Origin of the sequence: Novosphingobium sp. FKTRR1, from assembly GCF_020404405.1 — a bacterium.
Lineage (GTDB): Bacteria > Pseudomonadota > Alphaproteobacteria > Sphingomonadales > Sphingomonadaceae > Novosphingobium.
On record NZ_JAIZDA010000002.1, the window covers coordinates 87504 to 104783 of the forward strand.

Below are 17280 nucleotides of genomic sequence, written 5' to 3' on the forward strand. Positions count from 1 at the left end.
GCACCTGCGAACGCGAGGCAAGACCGGCGTTTGCCGAATCAGCGTTCCTTGGTTGCGCTGAACGCCAATTCCGGATTGCGTTCCTGCTGATAACTTACATCCCAGGCTGATCGCGCCATGAACACCGGATCGCCGTCACGGTCCTTGGCCAGATTCGACAAGTTGAAGTCGGCAAAGTTTTTCAGCGCCGCATCGGTCCCCTTGAGCCACCGCGCGGTGTCGAACGGCGATGCCTCTAGCACGGCTTCGACCTTGTACTCCGCCTCAAGCCGCGAAATCAGCACATCGAGCTGCAATTGCCCGACCACGCCGACGATCCACTGGCTGCCGATTTCCGGGTAGAATACCTGAATCACGCCCTCTTCCGACAAGTCGTCCAGCGCCTTGCGCAATTGCTTGGTCTTGGTCGGATCCTTCAGCGCGACCCGGCGCAGGATTTCGGGCGCGAAGTTGGGCAGGCCGACGAAGCGCACGTCGTTGCGCTCGGACAGCGTATCGCCCACGCGCAAGGTGCCGTGGTTGGGAATGCCGATGATGTCGCCCGCCTCTGCGGTGTCGGCAATCTCGCGGTCCTGCGCAAAGAACAGGATCGGCGAATGCACTGCGATCGGCTTGCCCAGCCCCGACGGCACCAGCTTCATGCCGCGGCGGAACGTGCCTGAAACCATCCGCATGAACGCGATCCGGTCGCGGTGCTGCGGGTCCATGTTGGCCTGCACCTTGAACACGAAGCCGGTCACGTCGGCGCGCGAAGGCTCGATCGTGCCCTGATCGCTGGCTTGCGGACGCGGAGGCGGGGCAAACCGCGCGATCGCGTCGATCATTTCGGCCACGCCGAAGTTCTTGAGCGCCGATCCGAAAAAGACCGGGGTCAGATCGCCGTTGCGATAGGCTTCAAGGTCAAATTCGGGATAGCCCGCACGGCCAAGTTCGATTTCCTCGGCAATATCATCGGGAATGGCGCCTGCGCTGCTGTCAGCCGCATCGCGCTTGCCCAGATATTCGCGGCTGTCGCCCTCTGGCCGCGCGATGGTGTTGGTGGCGAAGTCGAGCACACCCTCGAACACGCCGCCCATGCCGATCGGCCACGACATCGGCGCCACGTCGAGCGCCAGCGCATCGGCCACTTCGTCCAGCGTTTCGAAAACGGCCCGCCCTTCGCGGTCGACCTTGTTGACGAAAGTGATGATCGGCACCGAGCGCAACCGGCACACCTCGAACAGCTTGCGGGTCTGCGGCTCGATACCCTTGGCTGCGTCAATCACCATGATCGCCGAATCGACCGCGGTCAGCGTGCGATAGGTGTCCTCGGAAAAGTCCTCGTGGCCCGGTGTATCGAGCAGGTTGAAGACGATCCCGTCCTTCTGGAAAGTCATCACCGAGGAGGTGACCGAGATGCCGCGCTGCTGCTCGATCTTCATCCAGTCGGACCGCGCCCGCCGCGCCTGCCCCCGCGCCTTGACTTCGCCCGCCAAGTGGATCGCGCCGCCTTGCAACAGCAGCTTTTCGGTCAGCGTGGTCTTGCCCGCGTCGGGGTGCGAGATGATGGCAAAGGTGCGGCGATTGGAAACAGCTTCGGACATGGTGAGCGCCCTAGCCGCAGGGGCGCCGCACGTCCATGGGCACGTCCATCGCCAGATGCGTCAGACTGCACCGCCAAGGCATGCCTTGAGCGCAGCGGCTTCGGCCCCGCTCATCGGGCGCCTGCCCGCCGTCAGCAGATCGACACGGCGCGCCTTGCCCAGATCATGGACCAGCACTCTGGCGCCGCCATCCTTTGGCAGCCGCCCGGCAAAGCAGTGCTCCAACTGCGCGGCCGGCACCGCAGAGCGCGCGTAAAGAATGCCGCGCATCGCAGAATCGTGGTGAAGCGCGCCGAACAGCCAGGCCCCGCCGAACAAGGCAAGCACTGCGCCGGTCAGCAAGGCCCAGTTGCGCTGTGGCCCGCTCACGCTCCACGCACCGTGACGGACAGCGCGAAGCGGCGGCTTGCTCCCGGTGCCAGCGTGATCACGCCAGGCTTGGTACTGAACTCGTCGGCGAAGCCCTCCGGGTCGGCGTGCCCGGCCCATGGCTCGATGCAGATGTAGCGTGCGCCTGGCACCTGCCACAGGCCCAGATCGGGCGTATCGGGAAATTCCAGATCAAGCCATGCCCCGCCGTCTGCACCATACGACAGCGCACGGCTGTTCAGTCCGGCCCAGATCAGTGCGTCGGCGGTAAACAGCGATTCATCCAGCGCCAATTCGCGGCCGACGACCGGCGTCGGCTCGCTCGCCGCGCGCAGCAAGCCGGTTGCGGGCGTGACCCGGCGCACGTCCTGCGGCTCGGCTTGGGCAAACACCAGCTTGTGCGCGGCCTTGTCCGCCCCGCCGGGCAGCGGCCAGGCGAACGCCGGATGATAGCCGATGCTGAACGGCAGCGGGTCGGTGCCCGGATTGGTCACCGTCGCCACCGTGTGCAACGTCGCCCCGTCGAGCCGAAAGGCCAGCGCCAGCTTGAACGCAAAGGGAAAGACCGCGTGTGTGGCGTCGCTGTCGGACAGGCCGAACAGCGCGAAGTCATCCTCGGCCACCAGCACGTCGAAATTGCTGCGCCTGGCAAAGCCATGGCGCGGCAGCGGATATTCCGCGCCATCGACCAATAGCCGGTCCCCCGCCAGCGAACCGACGATGGGGAACAACAGCGGCGCATGCCCACCCCAGAACGCCGGGTCGGCGTCGGTCATGTATTGCGCGCCTGCCGCATCGGTCAGCGACCACAGTTCGGCGCCCAACGGGTTGATCTGCGCTGTCAGCGCCCCCGACGAAATCGTGATCAGGTCGGTCATGGTATCCCTTGGCAGTGCAGCGAGCAGCCTGTCTGGCCCTCATGCTGCACTGCGTCAAGGGATGGCCTTCACCCGCGCAAGGTGGCGCCCTGCTTGGCCGCTGCGGCAACGACCTTGTCGGCGATCGCCTTCAGCGCGGCATCGTCATAGCTTTTGTCGACGGGCTGGAGCGTGACCTCGATCGCCAGCGACTTGTGGCCTTCGGGCACGCCTGCTCCACGGAAATCGTCGAACACGCGCGCGGCCACGATGTTGGCCTTGTCCGCGCCCTTCACGCTGCGCAGCAGGTCGCCCGCAGCCAGCGTAATAGGCACGAGGAACGCGAAGTCGCGCGTTACCGCCTGCAGTGCGGGCGGCGCGAAGTGCGGCCGCGCAAAGCCGCTCTGCCCCTTCTTGGCCGGGATTCGATCAAGGAACAGTTCGACCACCGCCACCGGGCCATCAAGATCGAACGCCCGCGCCGTGGCCGGGTGCAGCATGCCGAAGCGCGCCAGCACCGTCTTGGGGCCAAGCCGCAGCGTGGCCGACTGGCCGGGATGGAACTGCGCCCCGGCCTCACCCATCACTTGCAGGTTTTCGACAGGTGCACCGGCCTCGGCCAGCAGCGCCAGCGCTTCGGCCTTGGCATCGAACGCGTCGAAGGTCACCGCCTTGCCCGATTTCCAGCCGCGCGCGATCTTGTCGCCCGCCAGCACCACGCCAAGGCTCAGTCGCTCGTCGCTGGCTCCGGCTTCGCCGCGCAAATAGCGGCGTCCGACCTCGAACAGTCGCACCGACGATGCCCCACGATCAAGGTTGCGCCGCGTCGCGCTGAGCAGTCCCGGCAGCAACGACGGGCGCATCGCCTTCAGGTCTTCGCTGATCGGGTTCGCCAGCACCCATGGAGTCTCGCTGCCATCGGCGAAGGCAGCCGCCTCGGCCTCGGGCAGGAACGACCAGGTAATCGCTTCGTGCAGCCCTCGCGCGGCAGCCGAGCGGCGCACGCGCCGCTCCAGCGTCTGCACCGGGGTCGCCGTCGGCCGGGCCACGCCGTCGGCGCGCGGCAGCGGCGTGGAAGGCACCGCATCAAGGCCATAGACCCGGATGACTTCCTCAACCAGGTCGGGCGCGCCGTCGATGTCGGGTCGCCAGCCGGGAATGGTCACGGTCCACGGCGCATGCACCGCCGCTTCCACGCCAAAGCCGAGCGCGCGCAGGATGCGCCGCTGTTCGGAATCGGCCACGTCCACGCCGCCCAGGCGACTGGTCAACGAAGGCTCGTACGACAAGACCTTGGCTGCGACCGGCGGTTGCCCGGCGCGCACTACTTCGCTCGCCTCGCCGCCGCAGATCTCCAGGATCAGCGCGGTCAGCAGATCGAGCCCGGTGTCGAGGAACGCGGGGTCCACGCCGCGCTCGAACCGGCCGCGCGCATCGCTGGTCAGCGACAGCGCCTGCCCGGTGCGGGCGATCGTGGCCGGATCGAAATAGGCCACCTCCAGCAGCACATCGGTGGTCGTGTCCGAACAGCCCGAATGTTCACTCCCCATGATCCCGGCGATGTCATGCACGCCTGAATCGTCGGCGATCACCGTCATGAACGGCTGCAGGGCATAGTCACGCCCGTTGAGCGCGACGACGCTTTCGCCCTCTGCTGCCTTGCGCGCCACGACCGCGCCGTTCAGCGTGGCAAGGTCATAGGCATGGGCCGGACGGCCATAGCCGAGCATCACGTAGTTGGTAATGTCCACGAGCGCCGAGATCGGCCGCTGGCCGGCGCTCTTGAGCGCATCCTGCAACCACTGCGGGCTGGCACCGTTGGTCACGCCCCTAATGACCCGGCCATAGAAAGCCGGACAACCCGCCGGATCATCCGTGCGGATTTCCACCGGGCAAGCGAAACTGCCGGGCACATGCTCCACGGCAACCGGCTTGAGCACGCCAAGTCCGGCAGCGGCAAGATCGCGCGCGATGCCATAAACGCCCATGCAATCGGGCCGGTTGGGAGTGATCGACACGTCGAACACCGGGTCCGACCCCAGATAATCGGCAAAGCTTGCGCCGATGGGGGCATCGGCGGGCAATTCGATGATCCCGTCGTGCTCCTCACCCAGCCCGAGTTCGCGGGTCGAACACATCATGCCGTTGGATTCGACGCCGCGCACCGCCGCCACTTTCAGCGTCATGCCATTGGCCGGAACGACCGCGCCGGGCACCCCCAGAACGCCGACAAGGCCAGCGCGCGCGTTAGGCGCCCCGCAGACTACTTGCAGCGGTGCGCCGTCTCCGAGGTCAACCGACAGCACTTGCAGCTTGTCGGCCTGCGGGTGTTTGTCGGCCGTCAGCACGCGGGCCACGCGGAACTTCGTCAGCGCGGCAGAGGTGTCCTCCACGCCTTCGATCTCAAGGCCCAGCGCGGTAAGCTTGCGCGCGATCTCGTCGGTGGCCGCTTGCGTATCGAGGTACTGCTTCAGCCAGGACAATGCGAACTTCATGCCCGTGCTCCCACGCCGCCAGAGAGGGTGGGCACATCAAGTGCCGCGAAACCATAGTGGCCGAGCCAGCGGGCATCGCCATCGAAGAACGCGCGCAGATCGTCCATCCCGTACTTCAGCATGGCCAGCCGATCGACCCCGGTGCCAAAGGCAAAACCTTGCCATTCATCGGGATCGAGCCCGCCGAACGCGATGACCTTGCGGTTGACCATGCCGCTGCCCAGCACTTCCATCCAGCCGCCATCGGCGGCATCGCCATCACCGCCGACAACCCTCTTGCCGTTGACCAGGGTGTAGCCGACGTCCACCTCGACCGATGGTTCGGTGAACGGGAAATAGCTGGGGCGCAGGCGCAGCACGATGTCGTCGCGCTCGAAAAAGGCTTTGAGAAAGGTTTCGAGCGTCCACTTGAGGTGGCCCAGATGGATGCCCTTGTCGATGACAAGGCCTTCGATCTGGTGGAACATCGGCGTGTGCGTGGCGTCGCTGTCCGACCGATAGACCCGGCCCGGCGCGATGATCCGCAAAGGCGCGCCTTGCTTCAGCATCGCGCGGATCTGCACCGGCGAAGTATGCGTGCGCAGCAGCATCGAGCGCCCTTCGGCGTCCTTGTCGGGGAAATAGAAGGTGTCGTGCATCGCTCGCGCAGGATGCGTTTCGGGCATGTTGAGCGCGGTGAAGTTGTGCCAGTCGTCCTCGATTTCCGGCCCGCTGGCGACGGCAAAGCCCATGTCGGCGAAGATTTCGGCCAGTTCGTCCATCACCTGACTGATCGGATGGACACTGCCGCGCAGCGCCTCGGACGCGGGCAGCGACAGGTCGACCGTCTCGGCCGCGAGACGGGCATCCAGCGCCGCAGCTTCAAGGCTTGCCTTGCGCTCTGCCAGCGCGGCAGTCACGCTTTCGCGCGCGGCGTGGATCTTGGGGCCCTCGCTTTGGCGTAGGTCCGGGGTCATCGCGCCCAGCGTCTTGAGCAGGGCAGAGACCCAGCCCTGCTTGCCAAGCGCGGACACACGGATCGCCTCGACCAAGTCGGGCGTATCGGCCGCCGCAATCGCGGCAAGGGTCTGTTCAAGCTGTTCCATCGGGGATGCGCGCTAGCGCCAAACGCCAGCGAATCCAAGTGGCCGCAATCCCGGTTGCCCGAATCCGTGGCGCGGATCGATCAGGCGCGATCGGCGAACCGGGTCATCAGTGATCGACCGAAGTGGCCTGACCCGCTGTCGGCAAATGCAGCGCCTGCACCGCCGCACCGGCAGCCTGATGGCGCGCGCGCATCACTTCGGACAGTACCGGCTTGGGCATCGCGGCATAATCGGTCGGACTCATCCCCATGAAACGGTGGAAATCCCGCACGAACTGTGCCTGATCGTGATACTGGCCATCGATCGCATCGATCCACAACGACGTGGGATCCAGCATGTACTGCGCCAGACTGCGCATGAAGCGCTGGCGCCGCAGCAGCAAACGGGGCGTGAACCCGAAGTACCGGTTGCACAGCCGCTCAAGCGTATGTGGCGCAACGCCTGCCGCTTCGCCAAGCGCCGCGACGCTGGCGTTGGCCGGATCGACCAGGGCTGCATGGATGGCAGCGATGCGCGGCTCGTCTGGGCCCGGCTCGCCAAGGCGTCGTTCGAAATGATCCTCGATCCGGGCAAGCTCGGCTGCCGCGTCGGGATGCGCCCCGAACAACCCTTTGATCAATGGCACGAACGGTGACAGCACCGACGCGGCAAGGGGATCGGCCTGCTTGTCGGCAAAATCGCCAGCGGCTGCATCGACAAACCGCGCCCAACCCAGCGGCAGCAGACCAATGCCCCAGATGCGCGTAGTCCCGGTGGCGAAACGGACGGCGCGGCTGGTCGGGCCGGTGAAGATGGCCGGCAGGTCCGCCATCGGCGCCTCTCCGGCAACGTCGGAATCGGGAAAGTCACCATCGAACAAGCGCAAGTTGGCCCATTCAGGCTGCAGGCGATCCGTGACCCGTAGGCCTTTTGCGACCGTGAGCGTGGTGAGATAAAATGTCGTGAAAAACGGGCGCAGCGCGACCGGTGGAACATGAAATTGAACCTCGACGGTACAATCGCCCGTCACCATCTTGCCCCCTTTTGCGACCCCTTAGCTCCGGCATAACCCGCGTAGCCGACAAGGCAAGCGGCAATAAGGGCGAACCGTATTGGCGAGAGCGGGGATAAATGGCGCTCATGCAGATTGCCGACAGCAAGCTACTGAAACGACAATGCAAGCGGCGCAATCATGCGCTTGGCGGTTTGACGCTTGCTGCGCAGCCGCCACGAAAAAGGGCGTCGACCTTGCAGCCGACGCCCGTTTTTCTGCCTGAGCCCACACGAAGCTCAAAGCGTGACCGTTCAGGCCGGCAATGCTGCCTTCGCCTGAGCGATGATGGCGGTGAACACGCCGCCTTCGTTCATGGCAAGGTCGGCAAGCGACTTGCGGTCCAGTTCGATCCCGGCCAGCTTGGTGCCGTGGATGAACTGCGAATAAGTCAGGCCCTCGGCGCGAACCGCAGCGTTGATACGCTGGATCCACAGACCACGGAACGAGCGCTTCTTGACCTTGCGGTCGCGATACGCATATTGTCCGGCCTTTTCAACGGCCTGACGGGCGATACGGATGGTGTTCTTGCGACGGCCACGATAGCCCTTCGCCTGATCCAAAATCCGCTTGTGCTTGGCACGGGTGGTAACACCACGCTTGATACGGCTCATAAGTCAGCGCTCCTCAGTTCAGCCCGTAGGGCGCCCACTTCTTGATCACCCGCGCATCTGCATCGGAGATCACGTCAGTGCCGCGGTTCTGGCGGATGTACTTGCCGTTGTGGCTGATCAGGCGGTGACGCTTGCCGGCAACGCCGTGCTTCACTTTGCCAGAGGCCGTGAGCTTGAAGCGCTTTTTGACGCCGCTCTTGGTCTTCATCTTGGGCATTTTGGTCTCCTTGACTCAGGTACGTCCGACAAGCCGTGGCAGCCCTTGATGGCCAGGCGAGTCATCCGAATCCGTACCGGTGAAGCGGGGCGCATAGGGATGGTCGCCGCTAAAGGCAAGCTTTGATGCCCGCCCGCCTCTCGATTGGCCCTCACCCCCGGCCGATGTCGTTCAGATCGAACGGGGTGGTCTGGTAGACCTGGTTGATCCAGTTGCCGAACAGCAAGTGGCCGTGTCCGCGCCAGGTGTTGACCGGCTCGGCCTGCGGGTCATCGCCGGGGAAATAGTGGCGCGGCACATATTGCCCTTCGTCGCGGGCGTACTCGCGGGCCAGCGTCAGCGTGTCATATTCCAGATGGTTCAGCATGTGCAGGGCACGCGACGATGGGTCGTCGACAAGGCAAAGGCCCGACTCGTCGCTTTGCGCCAGCACCGCCAGACCGCGTCCTGCGGGCAAATCCTCGGCGCGCAGTTCGCTCCATCGCGAGACGGGCACGTCGAAGCGATCGGGAAGCCCACGGGTCCAAACCGATCCGGGCTGGCAATTGCGGTGGGGAAACACCCCCGATGCCTTGTCGGCCAGCGCATGCTTGGGCACGCCATGAAAGTGATGAAGCGCGGCCATCGCCCCCCAGCACAGCGTCAGCGTATGGTTCACATTCGTCTGTGACCAGTCAAGAATGCGCCGCAACTCGTCCCAATAGCCGACATCTTCGTAGGGTAGCGTCTCCACGGGGGCGCCGGTGATGATCAGCCCGTCGAACTTCTCGGCCACGACATCGCACCACGGGCGATAGAACGCAGCGATATGCCCAGCGGCCGTGTTCTTGCTGACATGGTCGGAAATGCGCAGCAGTTCGAGATCGATCTGCAACGGTGTGGCCCCCAGCAGACGCGCGATCTGCGTCTCGGTGGTGATCTTGTCGGGCATAAGGTTGAGCAGCGCGATCCGCAGTGGCCGGATGTCCTGACGGCCCGCCTCGGTCTCGCTCATCACGATAACACCCTCGGCTTCGAGGGTGCGGCGGGCGGGCAGCGTATCGGAAATGCGAATCGGCACGGCGGCGGTCTTTCCAGAGCATGCGGCCACCGGACGGATGGCACGCGCCGCACAATCGACACGGGAAGGGACGAGGGCTCCGCTTGGTTGCCGCTTCGGCCACATCCCCTCCGGTGCGGAAGGCGCCACCTTGCCCGGAAACCGGCAGGTTGGCGTCGGGGATCGCTCCCCAACTCTTGATGCTGCCGACGAATTAGGCGCAGTGCAGCCAGATTGCAACCGTGCCCGCTACGCCATCTACCCGTTTCAATGCCCGCAGGCGAGCGCCTCGATCACATCGTCGAGACGGGCCGGGTCACCCAGCGCGATGACGTGGCCGCTCGATCCCTGCCGCAGCGGATCGCCGTTCCAATCGGCCATTGTGCCGCCCGCGCCTTCGACGATCGGCACCAATGCCGCCCAATCATGCAGCTTCAGGTTCGATTCGCACACCACATCAAGGTGCCCACTGGCGAGCATGGCATAGTTGTAGCAGTCGCCGCCCATGACCATGCGCTTGTGATCGGTCTGCGCGGCCAGCGCCATGAAGTGCTCGCCATCGTGGTTGCTGAAGTAGTGCGGACCGGTGGTGGCGATGGCCGCCTCTGCCAGCGCCGGACAGGCGCGGGTACGCACCGGCTGACCGTTGAACAGGGTCGGACGCCCTGCCGCGCCGACCCAGCGTTCACGCAGGATCGGCTGGTCGATCACGCCCAGCACCGGAAAGCCCTCGACCACCAGCGCGATCAGCGTGCCGAACAGCGGCCGCCCAGCGACAAAGCCGGTGGTACCGTCGATCGGATCGAGTACCCATGTCCTCCCCGAAGTGCCCAAGGTGGTGCCGAATTCCTCGCCGATCACGCCGTCGTTCGGTGCCTCGACCGCCAGAACCGCGCGCATCGCCTCTTCGGCGGCGCGATCCGCAAGTGTCACCGGCGTGGCGTCGCCCTTGCGCTCGGCAGTCACCTTGCGGAAATGGGGCCGGATGGCGGCACCGGCGGCTTCGGCGAGGCGCTCGGCCAGGGCGATGTCGGCATCAAGCTGGGTGCGAGAAGGTGTGGGAGAGGTCATGCCGGCAGCATTGGCCCGACCGTCTGCACCGGTCAAGCGCTCCTGACGGTAAGGCGACACAGCCACCCAGCCAGGCCACGGCCGCCCCCCTGCGAATGGCCGCTCATGGGCCAAACCATGCCATGCCCGCCCCGAACGAACCGCAACGGCCCGGCGAACCGGGCAAGTCTGTGATGAATGGTTCGTCTTTCGCGTGACGAGGCGCACAGTTATTGGCGCCGCCTTGCCCTACCCAGATAGCATAACCGGGGCGGGCAACAGGGGCTTGGACATGTACAAGATCAGCAGACCGGGCATTGACCGGTCGATCGCGTCCGCAAGCGGAGCAACCCGTGACGGCCAGCCACTTTCCTATAACCGCGCGCCGTCCGGTGACCTCGCCCCTTGGGTTGCGCGGTGCTATGTCACCATCGTAGATGCGCCCGCAAACCACCACCTGTCCTGCGGCCTGTTCAACGACACGGCCTGCCTGCGCATCCAGTTGCGTGGCAAATGGACCGCACAGACCGCTGATGGCGTCGAGCAGATGGAACAGGCCGCGCTTTATTTCGGGCCGCACTCCCGCCGCATGCCGATCAGCGTGACCGGCAGTTTCATCAGCGTCGGCGCTTCGCTGCGGCCGGGCGCGGCGCACGCGCTCGGCGGTGCGGCCACGAGCGAACACGTCGATCGACTGACCCCGATCGAGGCGTTGGGGCTGTTTTCCGAACGCTGGCTGCGCCTGTTCGATCCCGCCGCCGATGCTGAAAGCTGGATTCAGGCCATGGAGCATGAATTGCGCCGCCAGTTCGTTCGGCGCGGCGCGGCAGAACCGGACCCCTTTGTCGGGAAACTCGAGGCCGCCGCCTTTGTCGATCCCACGATCAGCGTGAAGCGCTTTGCCGATGAAGCCGGGATCGAGCAGCGGCGGTTGGAGCGACTGGTCAAGCGCGACTTCGGACTGACGCCCAAGCAGGTCTTGCGCCGCGCTCGCGCGCTCGACATGGCCAGCCACCTGCGCGGAGTGGCCGACCGCGAAGAGGCCGAATCGTTGGCGCTGCGCTATTATGACCAGAGCCACCTGATCCGCGATTTCGGTGCACTTTTCGGCATGAGTCCGCGCCAATTCGTTGAGCGCTCGCAACCCTTGCTCACCCTTGGGCTTGAAACGCGCCAATCCTGCCGCCTCGAAATGCTCGAAAGGCTGGCACCCGGTGACATTCGCCCCTGGCAATAAGGTCTCTGCGGTTCGCCCATACTGAGATTTACTCAGTCGCTTACCCGAAATATCTGCGCGAATGTAACGCAGCTTACGCGGAACTCTGACTAATTCTCTCCCGGAGTGGGCTTCAAGCCAGCACAATCAGCAAGTGACCCACCTCGCCTTTCGCAACCAGGTGGTGGAGCTGGCTGATCCATCATCGGGGGTAATGACCATGGCGAATCACAATCCTGCCCTGACCGGCACGTTGGCGATCCTGCCGCACGCGACCGCCGGGCACAGCTATTTCATCTCGAACGCAACGCTGCTTGCCGGGGTCACAGACCCCGACGTCGGCCAGACACTGTTCCCGGGCAACCTCATCGCTCCCAATTGCTGGGTCACGAACACCGGAGACGGCTGGTTGTTCGTCCCTGCCGAAACCTTCACCGGCCCGGTCAGCTTCACTTATGCGGTGACGGATGCCAATGGCGGCGCGCTGGTACTTTCGCAGTCCTTCACGGTCGATACACCAACCGCCCCGGCCCCGCACTTGGTGCTGTCGGGCACGCACACCGTCGCCGAAAACAGCGCCGAAGGCACGGTCATCGGCACCGTCTCGAATGCGGGCGCAGCCGTCGCGGGGCTGACATACTCGTTGCTTGACAACAACGGCGGCACGTATGTCATCAACCACCTGACCGGCGTGGTGACCATCGGTGCCGGTGCTGCCGAGATCATCGGCGGGCCCAACGGCGGTGCGCTCGACGGCAACCGACTCGACTATGAATCATTCCCGCACCAGCAAATCGTGGTGGTCGCGACCGCAGCCGACGGCACCAAGTATTACAACGTCATCGGCATCGACCTGACCAATGTGTTCGAGAACCACCAGCTTGAATTCGGCCCCGGCAACGACACCTTTACCGCGCCCAATGATGAGAACTGGCGCCTGCTTGGCCAAGGCGGCACCGACACGCTGACCGGCGCAGGCGGCAACGACACCTTCTATGGCGGCACCGGCAATGACACCATGGTTGGCGGCGGCGGCAACGACACGTTCGAGATCGGCAGGCGTGCCGGCTTCGACAGCATCGACGGCGGCACCGGCACCGACACGATCAAGGCGGTCGAGGACAATGTCGCGATCGGCCTGACCACGTTTACCGGGATCGAGGCGATCACCGCCGACGGCCATGCCGGGGTTACGATTTCGGGCACCATGAATGCCGACACGCTGGACTTTACAGGCGTGACGCTGACCGGAATCGCCGCCATCCTTGGCAGCAAGGGTGCCGACACCATCACCGGCAGTGCGGGCGACGACACCATCGTTGGCGGTTATGGCGACGACGTGCTGGCCGGTGGGCAAGGCAACGACACCTTCCTGATCGGGGCGTCCGCGGGCAAGGACAGCATCGACGGCGGTGCAGGCACCGACACGATCAAGGCCACCGCCGACAACCTCAAGCTGAGCTTCAGCGCGCTGAACTCGATCGAGGCGATCACCGCCGACGGCCATTCGGGGATCAAGATTGTCGGGACCAGCGGCGCAGACACCCTCGATTTCAGCGCCACCACGCTGACCGGGATCGTGTCGATCGAAGGCGGTGCGGGCGCCGACACCATCACCGGCAGCGCGGGCAACGACACCATCGTCGGCGGCACCGGCATCGACGCGCTGAACGGCGGACAGGGCAACGATACTTTCCTCGTCGCGCTGGGTGCTGGCGCTGACAGTTACAACGGCGGCGCCGGCACCGACACGATCAAGGCGGCCGTCGACAACGTCAACCTCTCGTTTACCTCGCTCACCTCGATCGAGGCGATCAGCGCGGATGGCCATTCCGGCGTCACCATCGTCGGCAGCACGCTGGCCGACACGATCGATCTGACCGGCATCACGCTGACCGGCATCGCCGCGATCACCGGTGGCATGGGCGATGACACGATCAAGGGCAGCGCGGGCAACGACACGATCATCGGCGGCGCCGGCGCCGATACGCTGACCGGCAACGGTGGCAGCGACACGTTCGCGTTCACGGCGGTGTCGTCCAGCCTCACCGGCGTGAAAGCCGATCACGTCACCGACTTTGCGACCGGCGACAAGATCGACCTGTCGGCCATCGATGCGGATGCGGTCACCGCTGGCGTGCAGCACTTCAGCTTCATCGGCACGGCCGATTTCACAGGTCTTGGTCAGTTGCGACTGGGAACCGACGGCGGCCATGCGGCGTTGTACGGCAATACCGTCGGCAGCCTGAAGGCCGACTTCGAGATCGTGCTCGACAACAATGCGACGATCCACTTGGCCGACCTGGTGCTTTGACCGGTCAGCCGCGCGGGGGGCGAGCCGTCTGGCCGGCCGTCCCCCTGCGCTTCATGTGTTAAACGCTCAGTCGAACAGGCTCGAAACCGAGCTTTCGTCGGCGATGCGCCGGATGGCTTCGCCGATCAGCGGGGCGATCGTCATCACGCGGATGCGGTTCGAATCGCGCGTCGCCTCGGTCGGCAGGATGGTGTCGGTGATCACCAGTTCCTTCAGCGCCGAATTGGTGACGCGGGCCACCGCGCCGCCCGACAGGACGCCGTGCGTGATGTAGGCGGCAACGCCCTTGGCCCCGGCATCCATCAGCGCTTGCGCCGCGTTGCACAGCGTACCGCCCGAATCGATGATGTCGTCGATCAGGATGCACATGCGGCCCTTGACCTCACCGATGATGTTCATCACCTCGCTCTGGCCGGGCCGGTCGCGACGCTTGTCGACGATCGCAAGCGGCGCATTGTCGAGCCGCTTGGCCAGCGCGCGGGCACGCACCACGCCGCCGACGTCGGGCGAGACGACCATCAGCTTTTCCGCACCATATCGCGTCTGGATGTCCGCCGCCATGACCGGCGCAGCAAACAGGTTGTCGGTCGGAATGTCGAAGAAGCCCTGAATCTGCCCGGCGTGCAAGTCCACCGCCAGCACGCGGTCGGCGCCTGCGGTGGTGATCAGGTTGGCCACCAGCTTGGCCGAGATCGGTGTGCGTGGCCCCGGCTTGCGGTCCTGCCGGGCATAGCCGAAGTACGGCACCACTGCGGTGATCCGCCGGGCCGACGCGCGGCGCAGCGCATCGATGCAGATCAGCAGCTCCAGCAAGTTGTCGTTGGCCGGATAGCTCGTCGACTGGACGATGAACACGTCCTCGCCACGAACGTTCTCGTAGATTTCGACGAACACCTCTTCATCGGCAAACCGGCGGACCGATGCCTCGGTCAGCGGGGTTTCGAGATAGGCGGCGATGGCACGGGCGAGCGGCAAGTTGCCGTTGCCGGACATGATCTTCATGAGGCTTTCCGAGTCCCTAGCATGGCAAGCTCTGACGCGCGCCTTAGCCCAAGATGACAGCTTTGCAACCTTGCGCGATGGCACTGTCCACCGACGTGACACTTGCACCTTTCCCGCATGGGCGGAAAACCACCCCTTGATGCGGCGCGAACTTGGCTCCAAGTGTCGGGTCATGGCCGACAAACTCATCATCACGCTCGCGCAGTTGAATCAGAACGTCGGCGATCTGGCCGCGAACGTGGCAGGCATGCTCGCCGCACGCGCCGCTTCGCCGCACAGCGACCTGATCGTGTATCCGGAAATGCAGTTGATCGGCTACCCGCCCGAGGATCTGATCCAGAAACCGGCGCTGATCGAGCGCGCCGCCGCTGAACTGCACAAGCTGGCGGCGGTCACCGCCGACGGCGGGCCAGCCATGCTGGTGGGATCGGTGTTCGTGCGCGACGGCGCGCTGCACAATGGCGTTGCCCTGCTCGAAGGCGGGCGGGTGGCGGCGACCCGCTTCAAGCACGAATTGCCCAACTTCGGCACGTTCGATGAAAAGCGCTATTTCCTGCCCGGCCCTTTGCCAGAACCGGTGCTGTTCAAGGGCGCGATGCTGGGTCTGCCGATCTGCGAGGACATCTGGCACCCCGACGTCTGCCGCCATCTGGCGCAACTGGGCGCGGAAATTTTCGTCTGCATCAACGGCAGCCCCTACGAGATCGACAAGGACGTGCTGCGGATCGACGGCGTGGCCAAGCGCCGTGCGATCGATACCGGCATCCCGCTGATCTACCTCAACCGCGTGGGCGGGCAGGACGAGGTGGTTCACGATGGCGCCAGCTTCGTCGTCGGCCCCGAAGGCGCGCTGTGGGTGCAGATGCCCGACTGGGAAGAGGCGATCGAAGACACGGTGTGGCGCCGTGTGGCATCGGGCAGCGGCCACCGCTGGCGGTGCGAGGCGGGCGCGGTCGCCGAAACCACCGAGCACCCCGAGGACATCTATTGCGCCATGGTGCTGGCCTTGCGCGACTATGTCGACAAGAACCGCTTTCCCGGCGTGGTGCTGGGGCTGTCGGGCGGCATCGACTCCGCGATCTGCGCGGCCATCGCGGTCGATGCGCTGGGGGCGGAGCGGGTGTGGTGCGTGATGATGCCCAGCCGCTACACCAGCGAGGAAAGCCTTGAGGACGCCGCAGGCTGCGCCGAACTGTTGGGCGTGCGGCTCGACACGATCCCGATCGCGCCTGCCATCGACGGCTTTGCCGACATGCTCGCCCCGGTCTTTGCCGGGCGCGAGCCCGACCTGACCGAGGAAAACCTCCAGTCACGCATTCGCGGCACTACTCTGATGGCGCTGTCGAACAAGTTCGGGCCGATGCTGGTGACCACCGGCAACAAAAGCGAGATGAGCGTCGGCTATGCCACGATCTATGGCGACATGAACGGCGGCTACAACCCGATCAAGGACGCCTACAAGACCACCGTCTTTGCCATTTCGGCTTGGCGCAACACAAAGAAGCCCAAGATCGGCCTTGGCCCCGATGGTCCGGTCATGCCGCAGCGGGTGATCACCAAGCCGCCCAGCGCCGAATTGCGCCCCGACCAGAAGGATTCGGATTCGCTGCCCGATTACCCGGTACTCGATGCGGTCCTGCTTGGGCTTGTGGAGCACGAAAAGAGCGTCGACCAGATCGTGGCCGAAGGCTTCGATCGCGCCACCGTGGTGCGGGTGGAGCGCCTGCTGAACCTCGCCGAATACAAGCGGCGTCAGGCCCCGCCGGGCGTCAAGCTGGGCAGCCGCAACTTCGGCCGCGACCGGCGCTATCCGATCACCAACGGGTTCAGGACCGCCTAGCCGGGTTTTTGCGAGCGATTCTCATTGACGCAGGCGTGGAGCGCCCATAACTTGCGAATCGTTCGCAACAAAGGAGCCCCGCCGATGCCCGCTGCCTTGGACCATGCCGCCGCCACCATCGCCGCGTTGGGCCGTTCGCCAGACTTGCGCGCGCTGTCGCTCGTTGGCGTAAAAGTGATTACCGCACTGCGCCTGTGCGCGCTGGCAGAGCGCGACGGGCTGGACCCGGCCCCCGATCTGGCGCGGCGTTTTCACAATCTGGAGGCGGCCTTTGCCGTGGTCGATCTGGCGCAGACGATGGCGCGGGTGTGGCCCGAACCGATCATGGTCAACCGCCCGTGTTGCCTGTGCCTGTCGCCGGACGAAGCGACACTGGCCAACATGCTCCGCGCCGCCGCACGCGCCGATCGTGCAGGGTTCGGCGATGCGATGGCCGGCTTCATCCGCGCCGACCGGCATGAGGCGCTGTGGAACGCCTGTGTGCATGTGATAGCGCTGCTGGCCTGATCGTTCGGTTCTGCGACCCGATGCGGTTGGCCTTGCCGCACCGGCCACCGCCGCTATTAGGC

The 17280-nt window shown here is 65.1% G+C and carries 15 protein-coding genes and 1 riboswitch; of the genes, 4 read left to right on the plus strand and 11 right to left on the minus strand.

Annotation, left to right across the window (positions count from 1 at the left end):
- Nucleotides 1–38 precede the first annotated feature (38 nt).
- The 10 genes from LDN95_RS02180 to LDN95_RS02225 all read right to left on the minus strand — a co-directional run bounded on the left by LDN95_RS02180 (nucleotide 39) and on the right by LDN95_RS02225 (nucleotide 10360).
- The gene (locus tag LDN95_RS02180) at nucleotides 39–1583 is read right to left on the minus strand and encodes a peptide chain release factor 3 (RefSeq protein ID WP_226015988.1); all 1545 of its coding nucleotides are present in this window, start codon (nucleotides 1581–1583) and stop codon (nucleotides 39–41) included.
- 60 nt (nucleotides 1584–1643) lie between these two features.
- Nucleotides 1644–1952 (minus strand): hypothetical protein, encoded by a 309-nt coding sequence (locus LDN95_RS02185; protein WP_226015989.1) that lies wholly within the window; start codon nucleotides 1950–1952, stop codon nucleotides 1644–1646.
- Entirely contained in the window at nucleotides 1949–2830 is an 882-nt protein-coding gene (locus tag LDN95_RS02190; RefSeq protein ID WP_226015990.1) for an aldose 1-epimerase family protein, read from the minus strand. Before LDN95_RS02190 ends, LDN95_RS02185 begins: the two co-directional genes overlap by 4 nt.
- Nucleotides 2831–2898: 68 nt before the next feature.
- Nucleotides 2899–5304, minus strand: coding sequence for a phenylalanine--tRNA ligase subunit beta (gene pheT, locus LDN95_RS02195; protein ID WP_226015991.1), 2406 nt, complete (start codon nucleotides 5302–5304; stop codon nucleotides 2899–2901).
- Nucleotides 5301–6389, minus strand: a complete 1089-nt coding sequence (pheS, locus tag LDN95_RS02200) for a phenylalanine--tRNA ligase subunit alpha (RefSeq protein ID WP_226015992.1) — start codon at nucleotides 6387–6389, stop codon at nucleotides 5301–5303. Before pheS ends, pheT begins: the two co-directional genes overlap by 4 nt.
- Nucleotides 6390–6495: 106 nt before the next feature.
- Entirely contained in the window at nucleotides 6496–7200 is a 705-nt protein-coding gene (locus LDN95_RS02205) for a helix-turn-helix domain-containing protein (protein WP_226015993.1), read from the minus strand.
- Nucleotides 7201–7673: 473 nt separating this feature from the next.
- A complete protein-coding gene (gene rplT, locus LDN95_RS02210; protein ID WP_226015994.1) occupies nucleotides 7674–8033 on the minus strand; it encodes a 50S ribosomal protein L20 in 360 nt (119 codons plus the stop codon).
- Between the two features lie 13 nt (nucleotides 8034–8046).
- Nucleotides 8047–8250, minus strand: coding sequence for a 50S ribosomal protein L35 (gene rpmI / locus LDN95_RS02215; protein WP_226015995.1), 204 nt, complete (start codon nucleotides 8248–8250; stop codon nucleotides 8047–8049).
- 151 nt (nucleotides 8251–8401) lie between these two features.
- Nucleotides 8402–9310 carry a homoserine O-succinyltransferase gene (gene metA, locus LDN95_RS02220; RefSeq protein WP_226016288.1) on the minus strand — a complete coding sequence of 303 codons (909 nt, stop codon included), beginning with the start codon at nucleotides 9308–9310 and terminating at the stop codon, nucleotides 8402–8404.
- 73 nt (nucleotides 9311–9383) lie between these two features.
- Nucleotides 9384–9498, minus strand: a riboswitch (SAM-I-IV-variant riboswitch).
- Nucleotides 9499–9556: 58 nt separating this feature from the next.
- Nucleotides 9557–10360: an inositol monophosphatase family protein gene (locus LDN95_RS02225; RefSeq protein ID WP_226015996.1), complete on the minus strand. Its 804-nt coding sequence runs from the start codon at nucleotides 10358–10360 to the stop codon at nucleotides 9557–9559.
- A gap of 271 nt (nucleotides 10361–10631) precedes the next feature.
- On the opposite strand from LDN95_RS02225, the gene LDN95_RS02230 reads away from it, so the two are divergent.
- Together LDN95_RS02230 and LDN95_RS02235 are read left to right on the plus strand one after the other, a co-directional pair.
- Nucleotides 10632–11576: a helix-turn-helix domain-containing protein gene (locus tag LDN95_RS02230; RefSeq protein ID WP_226015997.1), complete on the plus strand. Its 945-nt coding sequence runs from the start codon at nucleotides 10632–10634 to the stop codon at nucleotides 11574–11576.
- A 199-nt stretch (nucleotides 11577–11775) separates the two neighbouring features.
- Nucleotides 11776–13869, plus strand: a complete 2094-nt coding sequence (locus LDN95_RS02235; RefSeq protein ID WP_226015998.1) for a cadherin-like domain-containing protein — start codon at nucleotides 11776–11778, stop codon at nucleotides 13867–13869.
- A 66-nt stretch (nucleotides 13870–13935) separates the two neighbouring features.
- On the opposite strand, the gene LDN95_RS02240 is transcribed toward LDN95_RS02235, so the two are convergent.
- Nucleotides 13936–14871, minus strand: a complete 936-nt coding sequence (locus LDN95_RS02240; RefSeq protein WP_226015999.1) for a ribose-phosphate pyrophosphokinase — start codon at nucleotides 14869–14871, stop codon at nucleotides 13936–13938.
- Nucleotides 14872–15043: 172 nt separating this feature from the next.
- On the opposite strand from LDN95_RS02240, the gene LDN95_RS02245 reads away from it, so the two are divergent.
- A complete protein-coding gene (locus tag LDN95_RS02245; RefSeq protein WP_226016000.1) occupies nucleotides 15044–16711 on the plus strand; it encodes an NAD+ synthase in 1668 nt (555 codons plus the stop codon).
- Nucleotides 16712–16795: 84 nt separating this feature from the next.
- Nucleotides 16796–17218, plus strand: coding sequence for a hypothetical protein (locus tag LDN95_RS02250; protein WP_226016001.1), 423 nt, complete (start codon nucleotides 16796–16798; stop codon nucleotides 17216–17218).
- Nucleotides 17219–17280 lie beyond the last annotated feature (62 nt).